Source organism: Vibrio sp. qd031 (genome assembly GCF_002100145.1).
Classification (GTDB): domain Bacteria; phylum Pseudomonadota; class Gammaproteobacteria; order Enterobacterales; family Vibrionaceae; genus Vibrio.
In genome coordinates this window covers 143,315-169,402 of sequence record NZ_JXQD01000024.1, presented here as the reverse complement: position 1 = coordinate 169,402, position 26,088 = coordinate 143,315, and the positions used below count along the sequence as shown (strand labels likewise).

Genomic DNA, 26,088 nt, shown 5'->3' with positions numbered 1-26,088 from the left:
TTATCGCCAACTGGGTCGAGTTATCAAGAAATGCTGAAGCTAAATGCAGCATTTGTGGAAAATAACGGCAAATCTACACTCCAGGTCTATTCGTTTTTGGGTTTACAAGGTAGAGTAACCGCATCATTTAGTCTGGTTAGGGCCTTATGTTTCAACCACTTTCCTTGTTTATTGGCTTACGGTATTTAAGAGGTCGCTCTGGCGATCGGTTTAGCCGGTTTGTTTCTTCGTTGTCTACCGCAGGCATTACAATTGGCGTGATGGCACTGGTGGCGGTTCTGTCGGTAATGAACGGCTTTGAAACGCAATTAAAGGGCCGGATATTGAGTGTGTCTTCGCAAGCCATAATTTCTCAAGACGCCAATCCTATTACTGTCTCAGAGTCTGCTAAGCAAGCGGTGCCGCTCCTTGGTGGTGTCTCTCGCGCTGAAGCGGTTATTGAGAGTGAAGCCGTACTGCAAAGTTCCAGCAAAATAGCGGCCATTAAATTGGTTGCGGTTGATGATCTCAAAAACGATCCTAGTTACGCTTTTATGATGTCGCCTCCTTTTGTTGAGTGGGAAAACGGCAGTTACCAATTAGTGCTGGGGCATTTGTTGGCTCGTCAGTTGCAAGTTCGAGTGGGCGATAAAATCAAACTTATTTTACCCAGTGCCAGTCGTTTTACACCGTTAGGACGAATGCCTGCGCAGCGTAATTTCGTTGTGTCTGGGATTATTAATACCGGATCGGAAGCGGATAGAACTTTAGCCATGACCCATCGACAGGATCTCGCCAAACTCATGCGTTATAAGCCGGATCAAGCTCAGGGGTGGCGACTCTATTTTGAAGACTCCTTTAACGTTTCGAATATTGCTACGCAGTACCAAGCACAGGGTTGGCAGTGGCAGGATTGGCGTAATGATCGCGGAGAACTCTTTCAAGCGGTTCGTATGGAAAAAAATATGATGGGCTTGATGCTGGGACTGATTGTGGCGGTTGCTGCATTTAATATTATTTCGGCGTTAATTATGGTGGTTATGGAAAAAGAGTCAGAAGTGGCCATATTAAAAACTCAAGGGTTAACCTCCGGCAAGGTGATGAGCATTTTTATGGTGCAAGGCGCTTCAAGCGGGGTGATAGGCGCGTTAATTGGAGGGGCTTTGGGCGTTGCTTTGGCCCTACAACTAAATACCATTTTGCAGTTTTTTGATGTCCCACTGTTTGCCTATGGCGGCTCGCTGCCTGTGGCTGTCTCAAGCTCTCAAGTGTTGATTGTTATTATAGGCGCGATTGCGCTTAGTATTGCTGCAACGTTATTCCCATCTTACCGCGCATCACAAGTAAAACCGGCCGAGGCATTACGCTATGAATAAGTTATTAAGTTGTCACTCATTGTCTAAGACCTATCGTGAGGGCAGTGTAGAAACGCCGGTACTGCATCAAGTGAGCTTTGCGGTTGAGCCTAACGAAATGGTTGCCATTATTGGCACATCCGGATCGGGGAAAAGCACCTTACTGCATCTATTAGGCGCGCTAGATGATCCAAGTGAAGGCAGCGTTGAGTTTATGGGCAAACCTATTGCAAACTTAAGCTCAAACCAACAAGCGAAACTGCGAAACCAACACTTAGGATTCGTGTATCAATTTCATCACCTTCTGGCTGACTTTTCGGCGTTAGAGAATGTCGCAATGCCATTGCTGATTGGCGGTCAGTCTCCTGCGAAAGCCAAACAAAAAGCGGCTGAGCTTTTGGATAGAGTTGGGCTGTCACACCGAGTTGAACATAAACCATCAGAGCTTTCAGGTGGCGAAAGACAACGCGTAGCGATTGCTCGCGCGCTAGTGAATGAGCCTGCTCTAGTGCTGGCCGACGAGCCAACCGGAAATCTAGACCATACCACCGCGCTCGCAATCTACGATTTGATGAGGGAGCTCAATGCCAGTTCTGGCACCGCATTTTTGGTGGTGACACATGACAATGAATTGGCGAATAAAATGGATCGTCAAATGCGCATGCAAGACGGGGTGTTGCTAAAAACGGGTGAAAGCAATACAAGTGCTGAAGGAGCGCTGTGATGGGCAGTTTGTCTCTGTTTATCGGTCAACGATTTAGTCGGGCGAAGCAACGCAATAACATGGTGTCGTTTATTTCAGTGTCGTCGATTTTAGGCATTGCCGTCGGTGTTGCCGTGATCATTGTTGGGTTATCCGCAATGAATGGGTTTGAACGAGAGTTAGAACTGCGACTATTGTCGGTCATTCCTCACGGAGATTTCCAAGCGGTAGAGGGCGGAATATCTGATTGGCAAACTGTTGTGGATATTGCCCAGTCTGATCCACAGGTAGTGGCGGCAGCGCCGTTTATTAAATGGACCGCACTTGCCGAAAAAGGCAACCAATTAAAAGCGCTTGAGCTTAATGGGGTCCTACCTGATCAGCATAAGAAAGTGTCATCTTTGCAAGAGTTTACGACGCCCGATGACGCCATGGATTTGCAGCCCAATTCTATGGGTGTGGTGCTAGGCAAACGGATCGCAGAGCAGCTGAATGTCAGCGTTGGCGATAGCTTTACCTTGTTGATACCAACTACACAGGACGGCGCAGGCAAAGTGGCGATGCCAAAACGTGCTCGAGTCACGTTAGCTGGCGTGTTATCCATTGGCGGGCAATTAGATGGCAGCGTTGGGTATATGCATCTTCAAGACGCGCAAAAGCTCATGGGTATGAGTGACAGTGTCACAGGTGTGGCACTGAAAACCAATGACGTTCTTGATGCACAATCTATTATGAAGCGGGTGGGTAATCAGCTACCCGTTTTTGTCTACATCAACAGTTGGAAGCGCGATTTTGGGTTCATCTATCGCGACATTCAATTAGTGCGGACCATCATGTATTTTGTGATGGTACTGGTGATTGGTGTGGCGTGTTTTAATATTATTTCCACTCTAATGATGTCGGTAAAAGATAGAGCATCCGATATTGCCATTTTGCGTACTATGGGCGCTGGCGATTCGCTCATAAAACGTGTGTTCATGTGGCACGGCGTTTTTACCGGAGTGCTAGGAGCGTTGGTTGGAACCGTGTTTGGTGTGCTTTTGTCATTGTATTTGACTCAAGTGATCACTGCATTAGAAACGCTAATTGGCCATCAATTCCTCTCTGGCGATATCTACTTTATCGACTTCTTACCTTCTCAATTAATGTGGGGAGATGTGGCTAGTGTGTCATTAACCGCAATTGGGCTTAGTTTGTTAGCGACCTGGTTCCCAGCCAAGAAGGCTGCACAACTGAATCCGGCGCGAGTGCTCAGCTCCAAATAACGGTTAAAACAGTATGAAAAAAGGACCCATTGGGTCCTTTTTTTGTGTCTGTCTCAACGGCTATTTACGTTTTATTTTAAAGTGCTTTCGTTGCCATGCAGGGCGTTTTTTCCAGCTTCGAACTACTGAGTAGCGCCACACACCTCGAATACCAAAATAGCCCATGGCACCAAACAGCAGGCCACAGATCGCGCAACCCAATAAAAACGGAGGGCCGATGGTTGTCGTTTGTTCAATCAAGAAGTGCCAAGAGAGTTCGAACCGAAACTCTTGATGAGGGGTTTGCATCACCCAAGCCCCTACTTTATAGGCCAGATAGAACATAACCGGCATGGTGATGGGGTTGCTGATCCACACTAAAGCCACCGCTAGAGGTAGATTTACGCCAAGAATGATCGCCATAGCTGCGGAAAATATCATCTGACTAGGGAGAGGTACAAAACACATGAACAACCCGACAGCGAACGCCCCCGATGCTGAACGTCGATTCAGTACCCATAGGTTAGGGTTATATAGCACGTCCCCAAATACTTTAAGCGCCTTTTGGCGCTTAATGAGTTCGTGGTTTGGCATAAATCGTTTCAGTGTTTTTCTTGGCATTTGGGAAAATGACTCTTGTATCTAGCAACCTAAGTAGAGTGTTTTTTGCATTATCGATTGTAGGAGTTTATTTCACTCCTGCTGTCCCTAACGTCTACTGGCTATTTCCCTTATTAGCCATTTGGATAATGTTGTTTTTGTGCATGAAGGACCCGTGGGAACGCATATTAATTACTGCCATTGTTTTAGCAATATGCAGCGCATTAACACAGTCAATTCATTTTAAACGCCACAGTCATCAAGCATCAAATTCGGATAGGAATATTACCATAACCGTAGAAATTGACAGCTATTTTAAGCAGAATCTGCATGGCGTCTCAGGTCTCGTCACGGTGGTTGCCATAGGCGGAGACTCTCTTTCATGGTGGCAGCAGTTTACTGTGGAGCTTACTTCTGGCCAAAACCTGTTCGATATGGATGAGGTGTGGACTCTAACTGGGGAATTTAGACCCATAGTAGGTGTGCTTAATACGACAGGCTTTGACCGTGAGCGCACTGCATTTCAGAAACAAATCGTTGCTAAATTTGTGGTTAACGATAGTGAGCCAATGCGATTGATGCAGTGGGGAAGCCCTCGCTCCAGGTTGTTTGCTACATTTACTCAACTCAGCGAGTATTTTACCCATCACGCACTGATGAAGGCGCTTTTATTCGGTGTTCGAGGTGATATTGCTAGCGATAATTGGGATCGTATAACGAAACACGGTTTGTCCCATCTATTTGCTATATCCGGTTTACATATCGGTTTAGCGTTTGGCACAGGGTATTACATTGCGTGGTGTATTGTACCGCTGTGTCGTGTTCCAAATTGGACACCGTATTTGGTGGGCTTTGTGGTTGCGGTTTGTCTAGGTTATGTCTCTGGACTTACGTTACCCACACAGCGCGCTGTTTTAGCATTGCTGGTCATTGTACTTTGGCGTTTGATTAGGTTAAAACTGCCCCTACTACGAGCCTTAGAGCTACTTTTTTATGTTGTGGTGATATGGCGCCCTAGCGAAGTGTTGGGAAGCACCATTTGGCTTTCTTTTGGCGCGGTTTGGTTGATGATACTTAGCCGCTCATTTTGGGTTAAGCCTTCTTATTTCCATAGTTTACTCCGATTACAGCTTTGCCTTGTACTCGGTTTAATGCCGTTAAGCCTGCTAGGGTTTGGTGGTGCAAGCATAACCGGGATTATCACTAACTTATTTGCGGTGCCATTGCTCAGTGCTGTATTGATGCCTTTGTTGCTCGGGTCGCTATTGTTAGTACCACTGACGTTGGTTGAAATGGGTTTATTCGCTGACCTTGCGCTTACCATCTTGAATTGGTTTTTGATCCTAACCGATAGGTGTTTAGCCTTACTGCAACACGTAATTTGGTGGGTGCCTGTGGGGTGGTGGGTACCTTTGTCGCCACTTTTACCCATTTCTGCCGTGGTGTATGGGTTAAGTTACCGACTCGCTACACCCTCGGTGGCAATAGTCTGGTTATGCTGCTTACTTAATCGCTCGGCCGAGGTCAATACGTTGATGAGTGTAACTGTATTTGATGTTGGCCATGGCTTGGCGGTGGCTGTTGTGACTGACGACATATTAGTACTTTATGACACAGGTAATGCTTGGCAAAAAGGCAGTTATGCTGATTCGGTGATCATACCTTTTGCGCATACACAGCCTCGCCATAAACCTGTTTGGCTCATTGTGAGTCACGATGATGCTGACCATTCTGCAGGGGCTGAACAAATCATCGAAAAGATTAAGCCTGACCGAGTGCTGTCACCCAGTGTCATGGTGGGCAGGTCTCCTTGCGTTGAAGGTATAAATAAGCGCATCGGAAACACAGATATTGACGTTGTTTGGCCAACAATGACAAAAGTGAGAGCGTATAACCCAGATTCGTGCGTCGTTCGAATTTCTGTGGGCAAACACCGAATTTTGCTTACAGGTGATATCGACAAACTGGCGGAATATTTGTTAATGCAACGCAGTACATCAATCCAGTTAGAGTCGGACATATTAAGTGTGCCACACCACGGCAGTGAAAGTTCCTCAACAGAAAAATTATTGCGCTGGGTTAACCCAACATGGAGCGTTGCGGGCACTGACTTCAACGGCCGATGGGGATTGCCTAAAGCGTCGATAAAACAGCGATATCAAAATCACGGCACTCGCTGGTTTGATACGGGTACTTGCGGTGCAATCACACTGCGCGGCACTCAAGTTGGCGATCATTGGTTGTGGGAATCAAGCAGTCAGCGAGACCATCAAGCTTGGTATCGCGGTTTATTGCGCAACCAGTCGGTGCAAAGTGTTGCTTCTTGCTATAGGCAGTTGTCGCAATAACGAGTAGAATATTAAGTAACTAACTATTAAATAAAGCCTTCCTATGAGTACAGATCAAAACGAAACCACTTGGCATACATTCAAGCGTCTGTGGAGTTTTATCCGTTTATATAAAGCTGGATTGGTCGTCGCAAGTATCGCTTTAATTGTAAACGCTCTTGCAGATACTTACATGATCTCTCTCCTTAAGCCTCTTCTGGATGAGGGCTTTGGTGACGCAGAATCCAATTTTCTTAAAACATTGCCGTTTATCATCTTTGGCATGATGGCCATCAGAGGGCTAAGTGGTTTTATATCGGCGTATTGTTTGAGTTGGGTATCGGGTAATGTAGTGATGTTAATGCGTCGTCGTATTTTCAACCACTTCATGAGTATGCCGGTTACGTTTTTTGATAAAGAGTCTACTGGTGGGTTGCTGTCTCGGATCACATACGATTCTGAGCAGGTTGCCTCTGCAACCAGTAAAGCTTTGGTGAGTATTGTTCGTGAAGGGGTAAGTATTATTGCTCTACTTGGCCTGATGTTTTACAACAGTTGGCAGCTATCTTTGGTGCTATTGTTGGTGGCTCCTTTTGTGTCTTGGGCGATTAGCATCGTTTCTGTTCGCTTTAGAAAGATCAGTAAAAACATGCAAGATGCGATGGGGGTTGTGACCTCGTCCGCTGAGCAGATGCTTAAGGGTCATAAAGTCGTATTGAGCTATGGTGGGCAGGAAGTTGAGAAAGAACGCTTCGATAGCGTGAGCAACAAAATGCGTCAGCAAACCATGAAAATGGTTACAGCCCAAGCCGCAGCAAACCCAATTGTACAGCTTATTGCTTCATTGGCGTTAGTGGCCGTGCTTTATCTTGCCAGTTTGGACCAAATTAGGGCGGAACTGTCTCCAGGTACCTTTACGGTGATCTTCTCAGCGATGTTTGGCCTAATGAGACCACTACGCGCGCTCACCAGTGTGACTTCTGATTTCCAGCGCGGTATGGCGGCAACGCAAACCTTGTTAGGGTTGATGGAGCTGGAAGCAGAAAAAGACGACGGGGACTACAGCGTTGATCGCGCGAAAGGGCATGTTGAAGTCAAAGATGTGGTATTTACCTACAAAGGTAAAGAAAAGCCAGCGCTTAATGGAGTGAGTTTTGATATCCCGATAGGAAAAACAGTGGCACTGGTTGGACGCTCAGGATCGGGCAAAAGTACCATCGCTAATCTATTTACCCGTTTTTACGATGTGGACAGTGGCTCAATACTGCTTGATAACCGTGCCATCGAACAGTACAAACTGGCCAATCTAAGGCAGCAGTTTGCGTTGGTTTCGCAAAACGTTCATTTATTTAATGACACCATCGCCAACAATATTGCGTATGCGGCAACCGAAGTGTACAGCCGTGAACAGATTGAACATGCGGCTGAGCTCGCACATGCCATGGAGTTTATTTCAGGGTTTGAAGATGGGCTTGATACCATCATCGGTGAAAACGGCGCGAACTTATCCGGTGGTCAACGTCAACGTATTGCGATAGCCCGAGCGTTGCTGCGCGATGCACCGGTGTTAATTCTAGATGAGGCAACCTCTGCACTGGATACTGAATCTGAGCGTGCGATACAAGCGGCATTAGATGAGTTGCAAAAAGACAAAACGGTATTGGTCATTGCTCACCGCTTATCAACGATAGAAAGTGCGGATCAAATATTAGTGGTGGATGAGGGCGAAATTATTGAGCGCGGCACTCACGAGCAACTGATTGAAAAAGGTTCAGCCTACGCGCAATTGCACAAAATTCAATTTGGTGACTCATGACACTGATAGAGAAGATCTGGTTTAAGCAGCACTGGATGGGCATTGTCCTCTGGCCGCTGCTTAAGCCCGCTAGTCTCTTGTTTGGGTGGTTAGCGCAACGCAGGAAAAATGCCTATCTATTGGGCCGAAAAGTCAGCTATCGAGCGCCTATCCCTATCGTCGTTGTCGGCAATATATCCGTAGGCGGTAATGGTAAGACGCCAGTGGTTGTCCTGCTGATTGAAATGCTCAAAGAGATGGGCTGTAAACCCGGCGTTGTGTCGCGTGGTTATGGTGGTAAAGCGAAGGCCTATCCGCTGTTAGTGAATGGCGATACCGATGCCATAGAATGTGGGGATGAACCAAAACTTATTGCCCAAAGAACGGGTGTGCCAGTCGCAGTTGATCCTAACAGGTCTAATGCAGTACAAGCGTTGCTGCCACAAAACGTAGATATTGTTGTCACCGATGACGGCTTACAGCATTACGCGCTTCAACGTGATCTGGAGCTGGTGATCATTGATGGTGAGCGTCGATTTGGTAATGAGCAGTTACTGCCTCTTGGGCCGCTACGAGAATCGGTTGCACGACTTGCGGATGTCGACTTTATTATTGCAAATGGTGAATCTAGCGAACCGTCTGAGCACAGCATGCAATTGACGCCAAATTTAGCCGTGAACTTGGTGACTGGCGAAAGAGCCTCGGTTTCCCAATTGTCTCAATGCGTTGCTATAGCAGGGATTGGGCATCCTCCCCGATTTTTTAACACCCTTCGTCAATTGGACTGCGATCTGGTGTCCGAACACGGTTTTAGCGATCATTCGCCCATTAACGAACAGGATTTGGTAAGCTTAGTGGCACAAGGTCAAACGCTTATAATGACAGAGAAAGACGCCGTGAAATGCGCAGGTTTTGCGCATGATAACTGGTGGTACTTACCCGTTGATGCCCAATTAGACCCTAAAGCGATGCAGTCGCTCACTCAACATTTACAACAGGTATTGAACAGATATGGATCATAGATTATTAGAAATTGTCGCTTGCCCAATGTGCAAAGGAAAGCTTACCTACGATAAAGATAAGCAAGAGTTAATCTGTAAGTTTGACCGTTTAGCGTACCCAATCAAAGAGGGTATTCCTGTGTTGTTGGAGCCTGAGGCAAGGTTAATGTCTTTAGAAGAGGGCAAGTAATGAGCTTTACCGTCATAATCCCAGCGCGTTATCAGTCGAGCAGGCTACCGGGTAAGCCGTTGGCAGACATTGCGGGCAAACCTATGGTGGAATGGGTTCACCAGCAGGCTCTACAGGCTGGAGCCGAGCGAGTGGTTGTCGCGACAGATGACAAGCGTATTGCAGAAGTTGTTGAAGGTTTTGGCGGTGAGGTGTGTATTACCTCAGACAAACATGAGTCCGGAACCGAGCGCCTAGCTGAAGTGGTGAACAAATTAGCCATTCCTGCGGACCATATTGTGGTTAATGTTCAGGGTGACGAACCGCTGATTCCTCCGCAAATTATTGCACAAGTTGCCAATAACCTCGCGCAAGCGCGAGCACCAATGGCCACATTGGGCGTTGCAATAGAGTCTGAAGAAGAGGCCTTTAACCCTAATGCGGTTAAGGTCGTTGCCGACGCCAATGGGTATGCACTCTATTTTAGCCGAGCGACGATCCCGTGGGATAGGGATACCTTTTCAAAAGGGCCTGCGCCATTGCAACAGCCGCTCATGCGCCATATTGGTATCTACGCATATCGCGCAGGGTTTATTGAGCGTTACGTAAGTTGGGAGCCTTCTCAACTCGAAAAAATAGAAAGCCTAGAGCAACTTAGAGTGCTGTGGTATGGAGAACGCATCCATATAGAAATGGCCGAAATTGCCCCGCCGCCTGGCGTGGATACGGCAGACGATCTCGAACACGTTCGTCATTTGCTCGCCAGTAGATAATGGCTTCGTTTTATCTGTTAAGGCTTCGTCACAGCAATGTTACGAAGCCTTTTCCGTTTAAGGCTAACCATACGTCGGAAAGTGACGGCGATCGCAATCAATGTAAAGCTATGTAAATGCGCCTAATGCTTCATTTACTTGCCATGACATACCGATAGTATAAGCAATGGAAACAAGTAGTTATCAACTCTAGGAAGGCGTTGCAATCATACTGGGCAGGAAAGTTTGACGATCCTTTTGATTCCTTTTCAACCTCCTTCCAGAGCATTCCGTATACATTAGTATAAAATCACATATGCAAGGCCTTTACGGTACTCAGTTCACCGTTGTATGGCCAAGGACAAGGATATAAGCATGTCAAGTCGACTCAAGCGACGTCACGCCATCGTTACCACGTTAGGCGTATTAGCCGTAATCGCAGTCACCGCCGGTGTTAGTTATTTTCTGTTGAACGGAGATGAACAGAAAAAAGGGCGCGGTCAAAAAAGCGAGCCAGCGGCTAAGTTTGTGATAACCAGTGCCACAACAAAAGGCAACTGGCAACCAATGCACCCCACAATTGGACTGGTTGAGCCAGCGCTGTATTTAGATGTACAGACAACGGTGACTGCCAAGGTGCAGCATATTCATGTGAAGCCAGGTGAAAAAGTAAAACAAGGTCAGTTGCTGCTTACGTTGGACAGCAGTGATGCCGAACGTGAATTGCGTCGTTTGCAGGCGCAGCGTATGGAGTTGGCTGCAAATCAAAGCATTATGATACGCCAACAAGCACTGGACAAAGAGCTGCTCTCAATCAGTAAAAAGCAGCTTCAGAATGCGAAAAAATCTCTCGAGCGGATGCAAATGCTCGACAGTAAAAATCTAGCAGCAAAGACCGAGCTAGAGGCGAAAGAAGACGAATACAATATTCGCAGTCAAAGCGTTGCGCAGGCAGAATTTACCATCCGAAACCATGAAGCGTTACGTCAGCAAACTCAGGCGAGTTTGACTCAGCTTGATATTAGTATTGAAGCTCAGCAATCAATGATTGAGAAACACCGTTTTCATGCTGACTTTGATGGTGAAGTGGCCAACTTAGACTTAAAAGTAGGGCAGCAAGTGGGAGCGGGGCAGTCTCTGTTCACGCTATTTGACCGCAATGAATTGCTGTTTAAAACATTGGTTGCGAGTGAACTTGCGTTAGAGGATGGCGCAGAAATTCAATACGCTGGAGTGCGCTATAGTCGCCTACATACCGACCCAGTTCGTATGGCAAACTCGGCAGGCCAACGTGTTTGGTTTGGCTTTCAACAAGAGGAGCGATTGTTAGGCAACTATGTGTATGCTTCCTGGGTGTCACCCGCCGTCGAAAACAGTTTTCTGATCACCGATCGTGCATTGCATGACTTCGATCGAGTCTATTATTTACAAGACATCGCAGACAGCGATGAACTGCATCAATATCGTCTAGTAGAAAGTCAGGTGACGCTTCATGGAACAACAGAGGTCAACGGTGAAGAGTACTGGGTTGCCACATCAGAAACCCTACCCGATAACGCGAAACTGCTTTCTAGTCGATTACGTCCACTCTACGCTGGCATTAAAGTGACCACGGTTAAGCCTACGGCCGACGAAGTTGAAGTTGAGAACGTGAAGATGGAACGGAGCCGTGGTAACGGTCCTGGGCGAGGGTAATTGAGCATGATTAATTACTTTGTTAAGCATCGACTGGCGGCCAATATTTTTATGGTGGCATTGCTAGTGATGGGAATGGTGTCCGTTTTTCGGATGCCGACTAAGCTTCTACCGGATGTTCAGTTTCCATTTATGTCGTTCTCGATTGAGTGGGATGGCGCGACCTCTGAAATCGTTCTCAATGACATTGCAAAGGAGCTAGGTAAAGAGCTCAAGCAAATCCAAGGAATAAAAACCGTCTATGCAACCGCCTATGACGATGGCATGTGGATGGGGGCTGTAGCGTCACTTAATGCAAACTTGCAAGGGGTTAAAAAGGACTTTCAAGATGCATTAGATAACTATGATTGGCCAACCGATGTCGATACACCGACGCTAACCGTCGCTCAAAACAACGAGCCCGTGGGTATGGTGGTACTTACCATGCCAGGAGACATCAATAACTTGCGCACAATTGTCGACAATGCAGTTGATGATCTTAATGACCTAGGCCTTACCGACATAACGGTACAAGGTTTTCCCGACACCGATATTTTGTGGAAGCCTACGTTGGATACGTGGCTGTCACTCTATACCACACCTCAAGCGTTATCCGCTGACCTACAACAGAAAACCTCTCGAACGGGTATTGGTTCGACCTCGACGCAGAGTTTAGAAATTGGGGTCAGTGCAGACCGCACCGCCCAAATTAACCAGTTGTTGTTTGTGAATACACCTATTTATAAGCTACAACCGATTGAAGATTTGGCCAGTGGTCGTGGCAGCTTTTTCTATGGAGAGCAGCCGGCAATTGTCTTAGATATTCGTCGAACATCTGAGTTAGGTACCCTCCAAGCCGGGGAATTGATCACACAATGGCAGCAAGAATTCACCGAAAATATGCCACAGAGTATTCAGGTTCACCCTTACCTGTTTGCTGTCGATCTATTCGAAGGCCATGTAGACCTTTTACTAGAAAATGCCTACTTAGGCCTAGTCTTAGTTTTAGTGTCATTGCTTGTGCTGCTTAATGGTCGCGTTGCCTTTTGGACTGCCGCGGGGATCCCAGTTGCACTCATTGGTGCCTTTGCGTTGATCTTCTATTTCGATGGCAACCTCACTATGTTTAGTATCTTCGCACTATTGATTGCGCTGGGCATTGTGGTGGATGACGCCATAGTCGTCAGTGAGCAGACGTTGACCAATGTCGATAAGGGGATGGAGCCGGAAGAAGCAGCAAGCCAAGCTGCATCGCGAATGGTCGCACCGATTACTGCCGCCTCATTAACGACCATCGCCGCCTTTGCACCGCTACTGTTCTTACCCGGTGCGTTTGGTGAAATAGTTCGTCCAATCCCTCTAGTAATGATTTGTGTGTTAGCGGCCTCTCTGTTTGAGTGCTTTTTCATTTTGCCAAATCACTTAAATCATTCGTTGTCGAAAAACGCGGGCAAAACGCCGTCAAAATTCCGTACCAAAATCGACAACGGTTTCATTTGGGTTCGTGAGAAGCTGTTTCGCAGGTTCATAACTTGGGTGGTAACGCATCGTAAAATTACCATTAGCGCAGCGCTGGGTTTGCTTGTGATCACCGGCAGTTTGGTCATGGGTAATCATGTAAAAATCAACGCTGAGCTGGAGATTGAAGGCAACGAGCTAGAGTTGACGATGACCTTTTATCCCGATACCAGTGAAGAGTCAATTTTGATTGCTGCAAATCAGGCAATCGAGACTCTAGAAAAGATCGATGCCGAGCAAGGTCCGTTGCTCATGGACCACCTTTCCGAGCGCTCAGTAAGAGGAAACCGAATTAAGGTCTATGCATTGCTGCATGACCGAAATATGCGCAGCCTATCTAACCAGCAGTTGGCTAAGGTTTGGGTAGACGCCTTACCTGCTAATAGCGATGTCGACACGGTGGTGACCAGTGCAGATGCAGACAGTGAAGGTCGGGGCGGAATTAATGCCAAGCAGGTAGGTTTTCGCATTCAAGGTGATAACGTTGACGATCTGGTTAACGGCTTAAGCGACATGCGCAACGAAATGTCTAAGCTCGACTATCTTGATGGGTTAAGTGACAACATCCCGCGCCAGATTTATCGCGTGACGCTTGAAGCCAATGTATTGGCTAAAGAGATGGGCATGGATGACAATTACCTGCGTTCGCAGGTGAGCAGTTGGTTAAGTGACCAATCGATCGTCAAAGTGTCTCGCGCCGATTCGATGAGTGAGTTTTTTATCGGTGTCGATGACGATGACAGTCGCCGACTAGACTTCATAGAGCGGCTCCCTGTGTTATCACCTGATGGTGTTTACCATAGTTTGGGCCAATTGGCGGAGAAAACCTATAAAGTAACACCAGAGAACATCAAGTTAGAAAACGGCATTATCAGTCTAAACTTGGCGGCGCAATTGGTGGATGAAACCTTAGACATTAACCAAATCCAACGGGAAGTCCAAGCGAGCATTATTGAGCCTATTGCGGCAAAGTATGGTTTGATCACCAAGCGCAGTGAATCTAATCAAGAGCTGGAAGAGTTCACGGATGCATTGTGGTTTGCAACGCCTGTTGCCTTGTTGTTGATCTACTTAACGTTGGCGTGGGTGTTCCAAAGCTGGATTTGGCCAGTTGCTGTCGTAGTTGCCATACCTTTCGCAATAACCGGGGCCGTGCTTGGTCACTATATTATGGGATACGATCTTACAATTATGTCGGCACTTGGTTTGTTTGGGTTGGCCGGTATTGTCGTCAATGACTCCATCATACTTATTGATAGATTTAGGCAGTTGCTGGACGAAATGTCGGACGTTCGTGAAGCGGTAATCGAAGCTGCTTGCCAGCGATTTAGAGCCGTTTTGCTGACAACCATCACGACCATGGTTGGGCTAATACCATTGCTGTTCGAATCGTCGGTCGAAGCACAAATAATTAAGACCATGGCAATTTCGCTGGTATTTGGTTTGGCGTATGGCACGGTAGTCGTGCTGGTGATCACGCCGAGTCTTATGACACTGGTGAGACGTAAACCAAAAATTGACTCAAGCGAACAACAAATTAAGCCAACGGACATCAAAGCCGTCGCGTAATCATTGGTTAAACTAGATTATAAGGGCCTCTGGGGAGGCCCTTATTGGTTTGATTTAGTCTATCTAAAAGCGTTAACCCGCCAAAGGTGTTCGAACACCTATGCTTTTATTTTGGATAAACTCTATTAGCTCTTCGTGGGTGAGTGGTTTCGAGAAGTAGTACCCTTGAAATATATTACAACCAAGCTTTTGCAACGCTTGGTACTGTTCGATCTTTTCGACGCCTTCGGCAACGGTGATTAATTGAAGCTTATCCGCAATGGATACAATACCTTCTAGCATCATATAGGCACGTTGACTGATCAGAATGTCATCGATAAAACTCTTATCTATTTTTAACTCATCAATAGGCAAATTACGCAGCAAACAGAGCGATGAATACCCAGTACCAAAGTCATCGAGTGATATCTTAATGCCAGTGGAACTGAGCTTGTTGAGCATGGTAGTGATTTCGGACACGTCTTCAATAAAGACATTTTCCGTAACTTCAATGGTTAATTGGTCATAGCTAAAGTCTGGAAACTGCTCAATGGTGGACAACAGTTCACTGTAAAAGGCAGGTTGCTGAAGCTGCTTCACAGAGACATTGATTGCCAACCTCACTTTGAGGTGGAGCTGTCTATTAAGATCGACAATGCGGGTAATGGCTTCGTGAAACACCAGTTGACCAATTTCGGTAATTTCTCCTGTGGCTTCGGCAATAGCAATGAATACATTAGGAGAAATATTGCCTAGCTTAGGGTTGCTCCATCGCACTAACGCTTCAACGCCAAATAGAGTCCCGTCTGCGTTGAGTTGTGGCTGATACACTAAATAAAACTCATTTTTTTCCAATGCACTTCTTAGCTCGTATTCTATTTTAGAGGCACGTACGTAGGTGTGCTTAATACCTGTGTCAAAGTAGGTGATTTTGCTGCGCTGTTTTTTAGATTGAAATAACGCCATTTCTGCATAGTTGCGCACTTGATCTAAGGTAGTACCAGACCCGGGGTAGAAGGCAACACCAATACTAGTGGATAGTTTGAATTGGTAGTGCTGAATGGAGAGCTTAGTGCTGAGCCTTTGCTGTGCACTTTTCACCAAAGCCTTTAGTTTTGCTAAGTCAGTTTCAAAGCTGATCACAATAAATTCGTCACTGCTGTAACGGACGATAATCTCGTCGTTATTAAATATCGAGATCAATCTAATAGAATACTCTTTGAGTACTTTATCACCGGTCACGTGACCATAGTTGTCATTGATAATTTTAAACTTATCTACATCAATAAGCAGCATCGCGAAATGCGTCGATTTAGGCATCGATTTGAGTCTTCTCTGTAGATAGAATCGGTTGTGAAGTTGAGTTAGGTAATCTATTTCGGCCTGTTTTCTTAATGCAGATCGTTTTGAACTTTCGTTTTTTTCAATGCTTCTAAATAGCCAATAAATAATGAATAGTGCGATAACCAACATGAGTAGCGGTTGGTATGTTTTTTCAATTGTTTGCAAATGTATATGATCGAGCTTAATTTCTGTTGAAAACCATAAATCGTATTCATTTAAAAACACACTGGTGCTAATGCTTTGATTTTTATCTTGATTTAAATGATTGATCAGCACTTCTCCAGAGTTTTTAACCCTTAGGTAACTGACCTCATGGTTTGTTTCAAACTGAGCGATTGAACTATCTATCTCTTGCTGAGGGACTTGAAAACTGTAGATTTGTCCATTATCTCTAAGGCTTATAGGAGCTAGCTGAAAATATCGGTCAGTGTCTCGAAATATGTAACTGTCGAAGAGTTGCCATTCCTTTTCTTGTTCGATCACAAACTCAAAAAACTTTTCAAAATTGAGCACCGACGAAACAACAAAAATGACGTCGCCTTTTTTATTCCTAACCGCCATTCTAATTGGGAGAATGAGTTGGTCTAGGTGTTCTCTGTAATAGGTCCGTCCTATCACCATGTTTTGACTATTGATGGTTCGCTCAAACGAGTCTTGCGTGTAAGGATTGGTTAATAAATTAATACTGTCTAGGGAGTCATTGGCAGTATTGCTGGCATAGACCTTTCCATCGGGTGTCAGAACAACGAAATCGAGCAAATAGTCGTCAGTTTCAATGGCGTTTTTAAGGATGCGATCGACTTGCAGCTTTGGAGGAACTTCATCGAATACTGCGAGTTCTGTAGAGAGGACTTGTAATATGGTTTTATACTGTTGCAATTTACCTTGCAAGGTCGTTGCTGTGAGCTTTGATAGACTGGTTTGTTCTAGTATTAGCTCGTCATAAAGGCTTTTGTAAGTATTATTGAGCAGCGATAGTCCAATCACTAGCCAAAATGCTGCGATTAAATAAAAGGTGGCCCAAATGTTATTCCTAACAAACGCCATATTATTCCTTAATACACCGTACTCTTAAAACTATACGACAAACAAAATATGGTTTGTTACAAAGATTCGAAAAACCCCCATTATTAGGTAGCTCTAATTTACAAAAGTGTGATCTGGCCGACGTTGCAAGTCGATGTGAATAACTATCACACGGCCAACAGCGTGTTTATACGCAAAAAGACTTATTTTTGCTGTGGTTATATCTCCTGTCAAAACAGTTCGACTCGCTATTCCTCACACCTGATCTCCGAGCACAATTCATTACCGAGTGACAGTCATGATTGTTGTTTTCTAGTTAATCAGATACCGCATCGAATAACTAATTACTAAATATGATTGTAAACGCCAGCTGCTACTAGGACTCTAAATTAACGATTGACACAGATAGTCTAAGCGCTTTACCACAAGGTGAAGGGAATGGTTTACCCAAGGTACTAATGCTCGATTTACAGATTGCAGGAAAATTGGAATAGGCGGTGAGTTCGCATGGTTCTGCCGGACTCAGTGTGGCGACATTGCTATACTCAAGTAGTGTATGTCTAAGAACGTTATACAAGTAGTATCCATCAAAAGAAACAACATAAGCGCGGCATACAACTATTGGCAAAAAAGTGTGCACATGCAACGTTGAGAACCTTGTTCTTAGTGCATAAAGGGAACGTAGCGGTTGACCACCATGTGGGGCTTAAGCATTGTCTCCGCCGTACTTTCTTAGTTCTTGTCCCTTCTCGCGACAGCGAGAAGGGTGATCGATTAAATGCCAGACATGGTATCTGTTCGTTTTGGGCAGGTACCGATAATCTCTCTTCTACCCGTTTCCTTTACCTCTTCGAGAATGACATCAAAGCCCCACAAACGATGTAAGTGCTTGAGGACTTCTTCAGAGCTTTCATCCAGCGGGATCCTGTTGTGCGGTACATGTTGTAGAGTCAGTGACCGATCGCCACGAACATCGACGTTCCATACTTGGATATTTGGCTCTAAATTGCTGAGATTATATTGCGCCGCGAGTTTCTCTCTAATCAATTGATAACCCATATCGTCGTGTATGGCACTCACTTGAATATGATTTTTTCGATCGTCGTCCAAAATGGAAAATAGTTTGAACTCACGAATCAGCTTTGGCGATAAATATTGCGCAATAAAGCTCTCATCTTTAAAGTTATGCATTGCAAAATGAGCCGCTTCCAGCCAATCACTACCTGCTAATTCAGGGAACCATTCTTTGTCTTCATCGGTGGGGTTTTCGCATATGCGACGGATATCTTGAAACATCGCAAACCCTAATGCATATGGGTTTATTCCACTAAAATAGCGGCTGTTGTAGGGCGGCTGCGCGACCACACTGGTGTGGCTGTGCAAAAACTCGAGCATGAATTTATCGGTGACCAGCCCTTCGTCGTATAGGTGATTGAGGATCGTGTAGTGCCAAAATGTCGCCCAGCCCTCATTCATGACTTGAGTTTGTTTTTGAGGGTAAAAATACTGACTGACTTTACGAACAATTCTCACAATTTCACGTTGCCATGATTCTAATAAAGGCGCGTTTTTTTCGATAAAATAGAGTATGTTTTCTTGTGGCTCAGTAGGAAAGCGAACTTTCTCAACGTGTTCTTTTTGCCTACTTTGAGGCACGGTTCGCCACAGTTCATTGACTTGAGACTGCAGGTAGCGCTCTCGCTCTTGCTGGCGTTGTGTCTCTTCTGCAATGGAAATTTTTTCTGGTCGTTTGTAGCGATCGACGCCGTAGTTCATCAGTGCATGGCATGAATCTAATAGCGCTTCCACCTCTTCGACACCATGCTTTTCTTCGCACTGCACAATGTAATTACGTGCAAACAATAGATAATCAATGATAGATGACGCATCAGTCCAAGTTTGGAATAAGTAATTGCCTTTAAAGAACGAGTTGTGACCATAACAGGCGTGAGCCATCACTAAGGCTTGCATAGTGACAGTATTCTCCTCCATCAAATAGGCAATACAGGGACTCGAGTTAATCACTATCTCGTAGGCCAACCCCATTTGGCCGTGTTTGTAGTTCTGCTCGGTTTGGATAAAGCGCTTACCAAACGACCAGTGATGATAATTAATCGGCATTCCCACGCTGGAGTAGGCATCCATCATTTGCTCTGAGGTGATCACCTCAATCTGATTGGGATAAGTGTCTAACTTATAATGCTTGGCAACACGTTTAATTTGTTGGTGGTATTCTTCCAACATGTCAAACGTCCAGTCTGGACCGTCGCAAAGCGGTTTGGTTGTCACTGTCATTGCGCCTCCTAGCTCACTTCTTTTTTAAACAGTTCCCTAAATACTGGGAAGATGTCTTCTACAGAGCGGATGTTTTTCATGGCAAAGTTATTAAACTCACTGCCCAATTTGTCGTACTCGTGCCACAACGTTTGATGGCTTCTTCTGGTGATCTCAATATAGGAATAGTACTGGCACCTTGGCAGGAGCTTTTGTTCCAACAACTCTTTACAGCGAGGGGAGTCATCGGCCCAGTTATCGCCGTCAGAGGCTTGTGCGGCATAGATATTCCACTGTGCGGTTGGATAGCGCTTTTCAATGATTTCGTCCATCATTTTTAGCGCGCTGGATACAATGGTGCCCCCGGTTTCTTGTGAGTAGAAAAACTCGTGTTCATCAACTTCTTTAGCTTGAGTATGGTGACGAATAAACACTACATCGACATTTTCATAGGTACGGTTTAAAAACAGATAGAGCAGCACATAAAATCGTTTGGCGATGTCTTTGGTCGCTTGGTCCATCGACCCTGACACGTCCATAAGACAGAACATCACCGCTTGGCTTGAAGGGACAGGCCGCTTTTCGTAATTCTTAAAGCGCAGGTCGAAGGTATCAATAAAGGGCACGGCTTCAATCTTCTTGCGAAGTGCCGCTATTTCCTCTTTTATGCGTTTTTCTTCTAGTGGAATTGCGGGTTCTTGACGGTGAATACGGTCAAGTTCTTGTTCGAGTTCGTTCAGTAGGCGTTTTTTGCCTGCCGTCATTGCTGTACGCCTTGCTAATGACTGTTGAAGCGAACGGACGATTGAAATGTTAGCAGGGACCCCAGCAGTCTGATACCCCGAACGATGTGTTTCCCATTCGGTTACTTTTGCTACTTGGGTTTTTTCCAAGTTTGGAAGGGCCAGATCCTCAAACAACATGTCTAAGTATTCGTCTTTCGAAATCTGGAATACGAATTCGTCTTCTCCTTCGCCATCAGGACTCGCGTCACCTTGTCCCGCTCCTCCTTGTCCACCACCACCTTTTGGACGTTCAATTTGGTCTCCGGTCACGAATTGGTCATTACCGGGATGAACGCGCTCCTTAAGGCCACCTTTACCTTGGTGAAAGGTAGGTTCGGTTAGATCACGAGAAGGAATCGATACATCCTCACCACTTTGCGTGTCGGTGATTGAGCGGCGATTAACTGCATCAGACACTGAGTCTTTTATGCGCTCTTTGTGGCGGCGCAAAAATCGCTGGCGATTCACAGTACTTTTATTCTTACTGTTTAAACGCCTGTCTATAAATTGTGCCATACATCACTCCTGCAGAGCCGTATTACATTGATTGTGTATGAAATACAGCTCTGTTTGTTGCTTCTAGCCCTAGTCGTTTTACGCAGTTTTTACTTAAGAAGATTTGCGAACGCGTAAATACCACTCCGACAGCAGTCTAACTTGTTTCTCGGTGTACCCTTTTTCCATCATGCGAGCCACAAAATCGTCGTGCTTTTTCTGATCATCACTCGAGGTCTTGGCATTAAATGAGATAACAGGTAGCAACTCTTCCGTGTTAGAGAACATTTTCTTCTCTATGACCGTGCGCAATTTTTCATAACTGGTCCAAACTGGGTTGTTGCCATTGTTATTGGCGCGCGCGCGAAGCACGAAGTTAACGATTTCATTACGGAAATCTTTAGGGTTACTGATGCCGGCGGTTTTTTCTATTTTCTCCAGTTCATCATTGAGCGACGCTCTATCAAATAGCTGTCCGGTCTCAGGGTCACGGTACTCTTGATCTTGAATCCAGAAATCAGCGTAAGTGACATAGCGATCGAAAATGTTTTGCCCGTATTCCGAGTATGACTCTAGGTAGGCAGTTTGGATTTCTTTACCAATAAACTCGACGTAACGAGGGACTAGGAAGCCTTTAAGAAACTCGAGATATCGGTCGTGTACTTCCTGCGGGAACTGTTCACGTTCGATCTGTTGCTCTAAGACATAAAACAGGTGTACTGGGTTAGCCGCGACTTCAGTATGATCAAAATTGAATACTCTTGAGAGGATCTTAAACGCAAATCGCGTGGACAGACCGTCCATCCCTTCGTCTACGCCAGCAAAATCTTTATACTCCTGATAGCTTTTTGCTTTTGGATCAGTGTCCTTGAGGGTCTCTCCATCGTACACACGCATCTTTGAAAACAGTGATGAGTTTTCTGGATCTTTGAGTCGAGACAGAACACTAAACTGTGCCAGCATTTCTAACGTGCTAGGTGCGCAAGGTGCTGAAATCAGCTCACTACTAATGAGCAGTTTCTCGTAGATTTTCACCTCCTCAGACACACGCAAACAGTAAGGCACTTTGACGATGTAGACCCGGTCTAAAAATGCCTCGTTGTTTTTGTTGTTTCGGAATGTCTGCCATTCGGACTCGTTACTGTGCGCTAGAATCATGCCATCAAATGGGAGGGCGGATAGACCTTCAGTACCGTTATAGTTGCCTTCCTGAGTGGCGGTCAAAAGTGGATGAAGCACTTTGATGGGTGCTTTAAACATTTCGACAAATTCCATCAAGCCTTGGTTGGCTCGGCATAGTGCGCCAGAGTAGCTATACGCATCGGGATCATCTTGTGCGTAGTGTTCCAATTTACGAATATCGACTTTACCCACCAGTGATGAAATATCTTGGTTGTTCTCATCGCCAGGCTCTGTTTTGGCAACGCCAAGCTGATGGAGAATCGACGGACGGATCTTAACCACTTTAAAGCGGGTAATGTCACCACCAAAATCTTGCAATCTTTTTGCTGCCCAAGGGGACATAATCGAGCGTAAGTAACGCCGTTCTATACCGTATTCAGAGCGTAAAAGTTCACCGTCTTCATTGACGTCGAATAGACAAAATGGGTGATCATTGACTGGGCTTCGTACACCGTCAGCACTAAGCACATAAATGGGTTGAAGCTGCATTAATGCTTTTAGTTTTTCGGCCAAAGATGATTTACCGCCGCCCACAGGCCCGAGTAAATAAAGAATTTGTTTGCGCTCTTCTAAGCCTTGGGCTGCGTGTTTAAGGTAGGAAACGATTTGTTCGATCGCTTCTTCCATGCCATAAAACTCAGCAAAAGGTTTATATTGAGAAATGATTCGATTGGAGAAAATACGACTCAAACGCGGATCTTTTGAGGTATCAATGACTTCTGGTTCACCAATGGCCAGAAGTAGTCGCTCGGCAGCATTAGCGTATGCGGCTTTGTCGTCTTTACAAATATCGAGGAACTCTTGGATAGAAAGCTCTTCTTCCTTGGCAGCTTCATAGCGTGCCTGATAATGGTCGAAAATTGACATGTGCGCCCCCTCAATTAAACATCATCAAACTCAACATCACACAGTGTGCTTTATTTTAATCCTAGTCATGATTGAGCTGATTTGCCTAAAATTGTTGGCATTTTATTTGTTTACGAGATGTTTCTACTTAGAAGAGAATACAAAAATGGCCCAATATATTGAGCCATTTCGAGGGTAAATTGGTTATGCTATAGCACTACGCACTGAAAATTTGTGAAATTTCAGTAGGAGATAAGTGATATTGACGAGGGCAATTGCGCCACGTTGTGAGCATACGACGATACTTGTCCAGCATCGCTATTTGGCTGTTAAAGTGGTGGTCTGCTTTTTCAAAGTGCGGGTAAAGACCTTCTGACTCTGTCAAAAAGCGCACATAATTTACTAGCTGTGCTTCACTCGCGATATCAAAGCCCAAGAATTGCAATCGACGTTGATCGACCTGTGCTTGGTCATTCACATTAAGCATTTTAAATGACTCTTGCATCGCGTGATACATTTCCATAATGTCGATGACCTCGCGACACTCTTGTTCGCTAATTTTGCCAAACTCTTTGTCTAGCTCGCGCATTTGTAAGCCGTAACCACGTTCAACAATCGTTTGTAAACGCTCGTATTTAGCTTGATTCTCTGGCGTAAGCTTAGACATTAGGTAGTACTGATTAGATAAAATCAGTCGTTGTGCATTGGTCATTTCCATTATAGGACTCCGCAAATTCGTGTTGAAGATAGACTAACAAGTTTTACACTAGAATACAGGCAAAGTCGGTTAATTTTTATATTGCATGACTAGAAAATCATCATTGTTAATTTGGCGGATCACTGTTTAATTGCTGAGGTAATCTCGATCACTGTAATGACGAACCCATTCAGGCTTAAAGACCACCATCAATGTCATGCATAACCCATTTAGTAACGCTTCAGGAAAAGCGAGTAAAAAGGCAAATACGTAGTAATTATTGACGATGGTTTGCCAATCATAGTGTCCAATGAATAACTGGTACAGCGCGTGTAAAGTTAAATGGATGGTACCGACAACCGCTGCTGTCGTAAAAACGCCAACAAATAGATAAACAAAGAGATGTTTGGGTAGCAGTCTATGCACCACCGCTGACAACAAATGGCTTAGACCGATAGAAAGGATCACAGTGAACAGCAAAAACGCAGGTAAACTGTCGATACTCAGCTGTTGAGTGACTAGCAGCAAAAGGGTGATAACCACACCGATGACTAATGCGATAGTCCAGCCAAATAAATGAGTGAATGTGGTGACCATCAATAAGTGCAGTGACAATCCGTCTTTAATACTTGCTTGGGCACTCCAAAGCAAAAATAGGCCGAATATTGTGGCGAAGAAGAAGTGTTGATAGGGTTTATTATTGAGCAGTTGAGGTACTAAGTGGATTCGCGCATCGCGCAGTGCGATTACGAGTAGCACTGCAGCCAGTCCATAACTCAGTAGCGCGAATCCATTCATAGAAGATAAGTTAGTACTTCACGTTGTCGTTGTATTTAGACAAAATAGACACAATATTATCCATCGTCTCTTTGCTAGGCGGCTCTACACCCTCGAGAGGGTAGTCGTATCCGAGTGCTTCCCATTTGTGCGCACCTAATTTGTGATACGGTAATAGCTCTACTTTTTCGATGTTGTCCATATCTTTAATGAATTCACCGAGCATTTCCACTGACTCATCATCATCTGTATAGCCTGGAACAATTACGTAACGGATCCACGTTTTTTGACCAATCTTTTGTAGGTAACGTGCAAAATCCAAAGTACGTTTGTTGGATACACCAATAAAATCATGATGTATTTCATCTTTCATATGTTTTAGGTCCAACATTACAAGGTCAGTTGCTTCAAGAACTTCGTCAATAACCTCAGTGTGCTTGCGGATGAAGCCATTAGTGTCGAGGCAGGTGTGAATACCTTCGGCTTGCGCTGCACGAAAAAAGTCACGAACGAATTCTGGTTGCATCATGGCTTCGCCACCAGAACAAGTGATGCCGCCACCAGAGGCGTTCATAAAGTGGCGGTAAGATTTTGCCTCTTTAATGATTTCTTCCACAGTCACTTCCTTGCCGCCTTGAGGATCCCATGTATCTCGATTGTGGCAATACATGCAGCGCATCAAGCACCCTTGCAAAAAAACGATAAAGCGAATACCGGGGCCATCGACTGTGCCACAAGATTCGAAAGAGTGTATACGTCCGGTGGTTGACATAGGGAAGTCTCTTGAACAATAAAAGATGGGCGTAGTTTATCGTAAGAGAATAGGTGGGGGCAATCGAATGGCGTCGTTACTGGTGCTTCTTTTAGATAAAACCACCAGTAGCGCGATAATCGTCGAGAATTAGAACAGCCAGAACAGCGCTAAAGAACCGTTCGCTAAGAAATTAGAATTGTCTTCTACAAAGTCGTTGGATTTTGCAGCAATCGAAAAGCTAATTCCCCATCCATGGTAATATCCAACAGCGCCCAGAACGGCGGTAGCTTGTAGGTTTTCTACCGTAGTTTTTGGCACCTCATCTGGGCGATCACCATCGATGGTGATGTCGTTAAAGCGATAACGGCCTTCGATACCCCCAAAAAAGTAACCGCCGGTCTTTGCGCGACGGATCATAGTTGGGTTTAGCGAGGCTTCGTTGCTGATATTGGTGCTGCCGAAACTATCGTGTAACTGATATCCCCATCGATACAACCCACCAACGGCGACTTCGGTTCTGAAATTACCCAGCATTGCACGGTAGTTAGTACTGAATTCGCTGCCCCAGCCAGACTCTTGAGGTTGATAAAAATGCCTTTGGTCATTTTTATGGTTTAGATTCAATACCATTTGGTTGTAGATTTGGTAGTCCCAGCCTTGAGGGTCAGGAGAGCCAGTCAAGCTATGGACAAACTTTTGACTATGTTCGGTGAGTGCATTACCGCCAGTTGTCCCTAGCATTAACCCAAAGTAACTGACTTGATCATCGTCGAGCGCGTAGAGCGATGCTTCAGCAAACAGCAGACCGGCGTATGGACGCTCGCCCGGTTGAGGTTCACTGGCCGCTAAATCTGAAGGGGTCCACATTTTTTGACCCATTTGGATGCTCCATTTCAGTTCGTTATCCAAACCTTGCTTAAACGGTTCGGTAGGCAGATGGTAAAAAATAGAGTCTTTGTCGAGATCGATGTCGGATGAATAACTGAAGAAAATACCATTGGTATAGTCTTGGTCGACACCGAATACACCATCGTTATCTAGACCAAAATAGAAGGCACTGTTCGACTCTGCTATGGCAGAAGACGCGATTAATGGCAATACGGCAAGCGCAGTTAATCGAAGTGTTGATAGCATAGTTCTCACGTTCCCTGTGGCATTAATTTGACTGAGCGAGCTCATTTAACAGAACGCTGCACTATTTATGCCAAACTGACACCTATAACTAAACTAATGTCGCATTTTT

General features: G+C 45.2%; 19 protein-coding genes. 10 read left to right on the top strand and 9 right to left on the bottom strand.

Annotated elements, in window-relative coordinates; genetic code table 11:
- Nucleotides 1–146 precede the first annotated feature (146 nt).
- Genes lolC through lolE form a run of 3 tightly spaced genes read left to right on the top strand, consistent with a single transcriptional unit; the run spans nt 147 to nt 3,302 of the window.
- Nucleotides 147–1,355, top strand: a complete 1,209-nt coding sequence (gene lolC, locus ST37_RS09460) for a lipoprotein-releasing ABC transporter permease subunit LolC (RefSeq protein ID WP_084885731.1) — start codon at nt 147–149, stop codon at nt 1,353–1,355.
- Nucleotides 1,348–2,058 (top strand): lipoprotein-releasing ABC transporter ATP-binding protein LolD, encoded by a 711-nt coding sequence (gene lolD / locus ST37_RS09455; RefSeq protein ID WP_084885729.1) that lies wholly within the window; start codon nt 1,348–1,350, stop codon nt 2,056–2,058. Before lolC ends, lolD begins: the two co-directional genes overlap by 8 nt.
- Complete coding sequence (gene lolE, locus ST37_RS09450; RefSeq protein ID WP_143698174.1) at nt 2,055–3,302, top strand: lipoprotein-releasing ABC transporter permease subunit LolE; 1,248 nt, start codon at nt 2,055–2,057, stop codon at nt 3,300–3,302. Before lolD ends, lolE begins: the two co-directional genes overlap by 4 nt.
- A gap of 60 nt (nt 3,303–3,362) precedes the next feature.
- Here lolE and ST37_RS09445 read toward each other — a convergent pair whose 3' ends face one another.
- The gene (locus tag ST37_RS09445) at nt 3,363–3,902 is read right to left on the bottom strand and encodes a DUF2062 domain-containing protein (RefSeq protein WP_084885727.1); all 540 of its coding nucleotides are present in this window, start codon (nt 3,900–3,902) and stop codon (nt 3,363–3,365) included.
- Between the two features lie 143 nt (nt 3,903–4,045).
- On the opposite strand from ST37_RS09445, the gene ST37_RS09440 reads away from it, so the two are divergent.
- The 7 genes from ST37_RS09440 to ST37_RS09410 all read left to right on the top strand — a co-directional run bounded on the left by ST37_RS09440 (nt 4,046) and on the right by ST37_RS09410 (nt 14,686).
- Nucleotides 4,046–6,229, top strand: coding sequence for a DNA internalization-related competence protein ComEC/Rec2 (locus ST37_RS09440; RefSeq protein WP_172400966.1), 2,184 nt, complete (start codon nt 4,046–4,048; stop codon nt 6,227–6,229).
- Nucleotides 6,230–6,272: 43 nt separating this feature from the next.
- Nucleotides 6,273–8,024 (top strand): lipid A ABC transporter ATP-binding protein/permease MsbA, encoded by a 1,752-nt coding sequence (gene msbA / locus ST37_RS09435; protein WP_084885724.1) that lies wholly within the window; start codon nt 6,273–6,275, stop codon nt 8,022–8,024.
- Between the two features lie 2 nt (nt 8,025–8,026).
- The gene (gene lpxK / locus ST37_RS09430) at nt 8,027–9,025 is read left to right on the top strand and encodes a tetraacyldisaccharide 4'-kinase (RefSeq protein WP_084886629.1); all 999 of its coding nucleotides are present in this window, start codon (nt 8,027–8,029) and stop codon (nt 9,023–9,025) included.
- Nucleotides 9,015–9,194 (top strand): Trm112 family protein, encoded by a 180-nt coding sequence (locus ST37_RS09425; protein ID WP_084885722.1) that lies wholly within the window; start codon nt 9,015–9,017, stop codon nt 9,192–9,194. The genes lpxK and ST37_RS09425 overlap by 11 nt, the downstream gene beginning before the upstream one ends.
- The gene (gene kdsB / locus ST37_RS09420) at nt 9,194–9,946 is read left to right on the top strand and encodes a 3-deoxy-manno-octulosonate cytidylyltransferase (protein ID WP_084885721.1); all 753 of its coding nucleotides are present in this window, start codon (nt 9,194–9,196) and stop codon (nt 9,944–9,946) included. Before ST37_RS09425 ends, kdsB begins: the two co-directional genes overlap by 1 nt.
- A 354-nt stretch (nt 9,947–10,300) precedes the next feature.
- Nucleotides 10,301–11,620: a biotin/lipoyl-binding protein gene (locus ST37_RS09415; RefSeq protein WP_172400965.1), complete on the top strand. Its 1,320-nt coding sequence runs from the start codon at nt 10,301–10,303 to the stop codon at nt 11,618–11,620.
- 6 nt (nt 11,621–11,626) lie between these two features.
- Complete coding sequence (locus tag ST37_RS09410) at nt 11,627–14,686, top strand: efflux RND transporter permease subunit (protein WP_084885718.1); 3,060 nt, start codon at nt 11,627–11,629, stop codon at nt 14,684–14,686.
- A gap of 72 nt (nt 14,687–14,758) precedes the next feature.
- Here the strand turns inward: ST37_RS09410 and ST37_RS09405 are convergent, their stop codons facing one another.
- From ST37_RS09405 to ST37_RS09370, 8 genes are all read right to left on the bottom strand, one after another.
- Entirely contained in the window at nt 14,759–17,056 is a 2,298-nt protein-coding gene (locus ST37_RS09405; RefSeq protein WP_084885716.1) for a GGDEF and EAL domain-containing protein, read from the bottom strand.
- 753 nt (nt 17,057–17,809) lie between these two features.
- Nucleotides 17,810–19,330, bottom strand: a complete 1,521-nt coding sequence (locus tag ST37_RS09400; RefSeq protein WP_084885714.1) for a SpoVR family protein — start codon at nt 19,328–19,330, stop codon at nt 17,810–17,812.
- A gap of 8 nt (nt 19,331–19,338) precedes the next feature.
- The gene (locus ST37_RS09395) at nt 19,339–20,610 is read right to left on the bottom strand and encodes a YeaH/YhbH family protein (RefSeq protein ID WP_084885713.1); all 1,272 of its coding nucleotides are present in this window, start codon (nt 20,608–20,610) and stop codon (nt 19,339–19,341) included.
- A gap of 93 nt (nt 20,611–20,703) precedes the next feature.
- Nucleotides 20,704–22,638 carry a PrkA family serine protein kinase gene (locus tag ST37_RS09390; RefSeq protein ID WP_084885711.1) on the bottom strand — a complete coding sequence of 645 codons (1,935 nt, stop codon included), beginning with the start codon at nt 22,636–22,638 and terminating at the stop codon, nt 20,704–20,706.
- Between the two features lie 196 nt (nt 22,639–22,834).
- Nucleotides 22,835–23,335: a YfbU family protein gene (locus tag ST37_RS09385; RefSeq protein WP_084885709.1), complete on the bottom strand. Its 501-nt coding sequence runs from the start codon at nt 23,333–23,335 to the stop codon at nt 22,835–22,837.
- A 126-nt stretch (nt 23,336–23,461) separates the two neighbouring features.
- Nucleotides 23,462–24,112 (bottom strand): energy-coupling factor ABC transporter permease, encoded by a 651-nt coding sequence (locus ST37_RS09380; protein WP_143698173.1) that lies wholly within the window; start codon nt 24,110–24,112, stop codon nt 23,462–23,464.
- Between the two features lie 10 nt (nt 24,113–24,122).
- Complete coding sequence (gene pflA, locus ST37_RS09375) at nt 24,123–24,863, bottom strand: pyruvate formate lyase 1-activating protein (protein WP_084885706.1); 741 nt, start codon at nt 24,861–24,863, stop codon at nt 24,123–24,125.
- 129 nt (nt 24,864–24,992) lie between these two features.
- The gene (locus tag ST37_RS09370; RefSeq protein ID WP_084885705.1) at nt 24,993–25,979 is read right to left on the bottom strand and encodes a lipid A deacylase LpxR family protein; all 987 of its coding nucleotides are present in this window, start codon (nt 25,977–25,979) and stop codon (nt 24,993–24,995) included.
- Nucleotides 25,980–26,088: the final 109 nt, after the last annotated feature.

Excerpts from the sequence above, each read along its gene's own strand:
- lolC (WP_084885731.1), top strand. The coding sequence starts at position 147 with ATGTTTCAACCACTTTCCTTGTTTATTGGCTTACGGTATTTAAGAGGT.
- lolD (WP_084885729.1), top strand. The coding sequence starts at position 1,348 with ATGAATAAGTTATTAAGTTGTCACTCATTGTCTAAGACCTATCGTGAG.
- ST37_RS09445 (WP_084885727.1), bottom strand. The coding sequence starts at position 3,902 with ATGCCAAGAAAAACACTGAAACGATTTATGCCAAACCACGAACTCATT.
- ST37_RS09440 (WP_172400966.1), top strand. The coding sequence starts at position 4,046 with ATGAAGGACCCGTGGGAACGCATATTAATTACTGCCATTGTTTTAGCA.
- msbA (WP_084885724.1), top strand. The coding sequence starts at position 6,273 with ATGAGTACAGATCAAAACGAAACCACTTGGCATACATTCAAGCGTCTG.
- ST37_RS09425 (WP_084885722.1), top strand. The coding sequence starts at position 9,015 with ATGGATCATAGATTATTAGAAATTGTCGCTTGCCCAATGTGCAAAGGA.
- kdsB (WP_084885721.1), top strand. The coding sequence starts at position 9,194 with ATGAGCTTTACCGTCATAATCCCAGCGCGTTATCAGTCGAGCAGGCTA.
- ST37_RS09415 (WP_172400965.1), top strand. The coding sequence starts at position 10,301 with ATGTCAAGTCGACTCAAGCGACGTCACGCCATCGTTACCACGTTAGGC.
- ST37_RS09410 (WP_084885718.1), top strand. The coding sequence starts at position 11,627 with ATGATTAATTACTTTGTTAAGCATCGACTGGCGGCCAATATTTTTATG.
- ST37_RS09405 (WP_084885716.1), bottom strand. The coding sequence starts at position 17,056 with ATGGCGTTTGTTAGGAATAACATTTGGGCCACCTTTTATTTAATCGCA.
- ST37_RS09400 (WP_084885714.1), bottom strand. The coding sequence starts at position 19,330 with ATGACAGTGACAACCAAACCGCTTTGCGACGGTCCAGACTGGACGTTT.
- ST37_RS09395 (WP_084885713.1), bottom strand. The coding sequence starts at position 20,610 with ATGGCACAATTTATAGACAGGCGTTTAAACAGTAAGAATAAAAGTACT.
- ST37_RS09390 (WP_084885711.1), bottom strand. The coding sequence starts at position 22,638 with ATGTCAATTTTCGACCATTATCAGGCACGCTATGAAGCTGCCAAGGAA.
- ST37_RS09385 (WP_084885709.1), bottom strand. The coding sequence starts at position 23,335 with ATGGAAATGACCAATGCACAACGACTGATTTTATCTAATCAGTACTAC.
- ST37_RS09380 (WP_143698173.1), bottom strand. The coding sequence starts at position 24,112 with ATGAATGGATTCGCGCTACTGAGTTATGGACTGGCTGCAGTGCTACTC.
- pflA (WP_084885706.1), bottom strand. The coding sequence starts at position 24,863 with ATGTCAACCACCGGACGTATACACTCTTTCGAATCTTGTGGCACAGTC.
- ST37_RS09370 (WP_084885705.1), bottom strand. The coding sequence starts at position 25,979 with ATGCTATCAACACTTCGATTAACTGCGCTTGCCGTATTGCCATTAATC.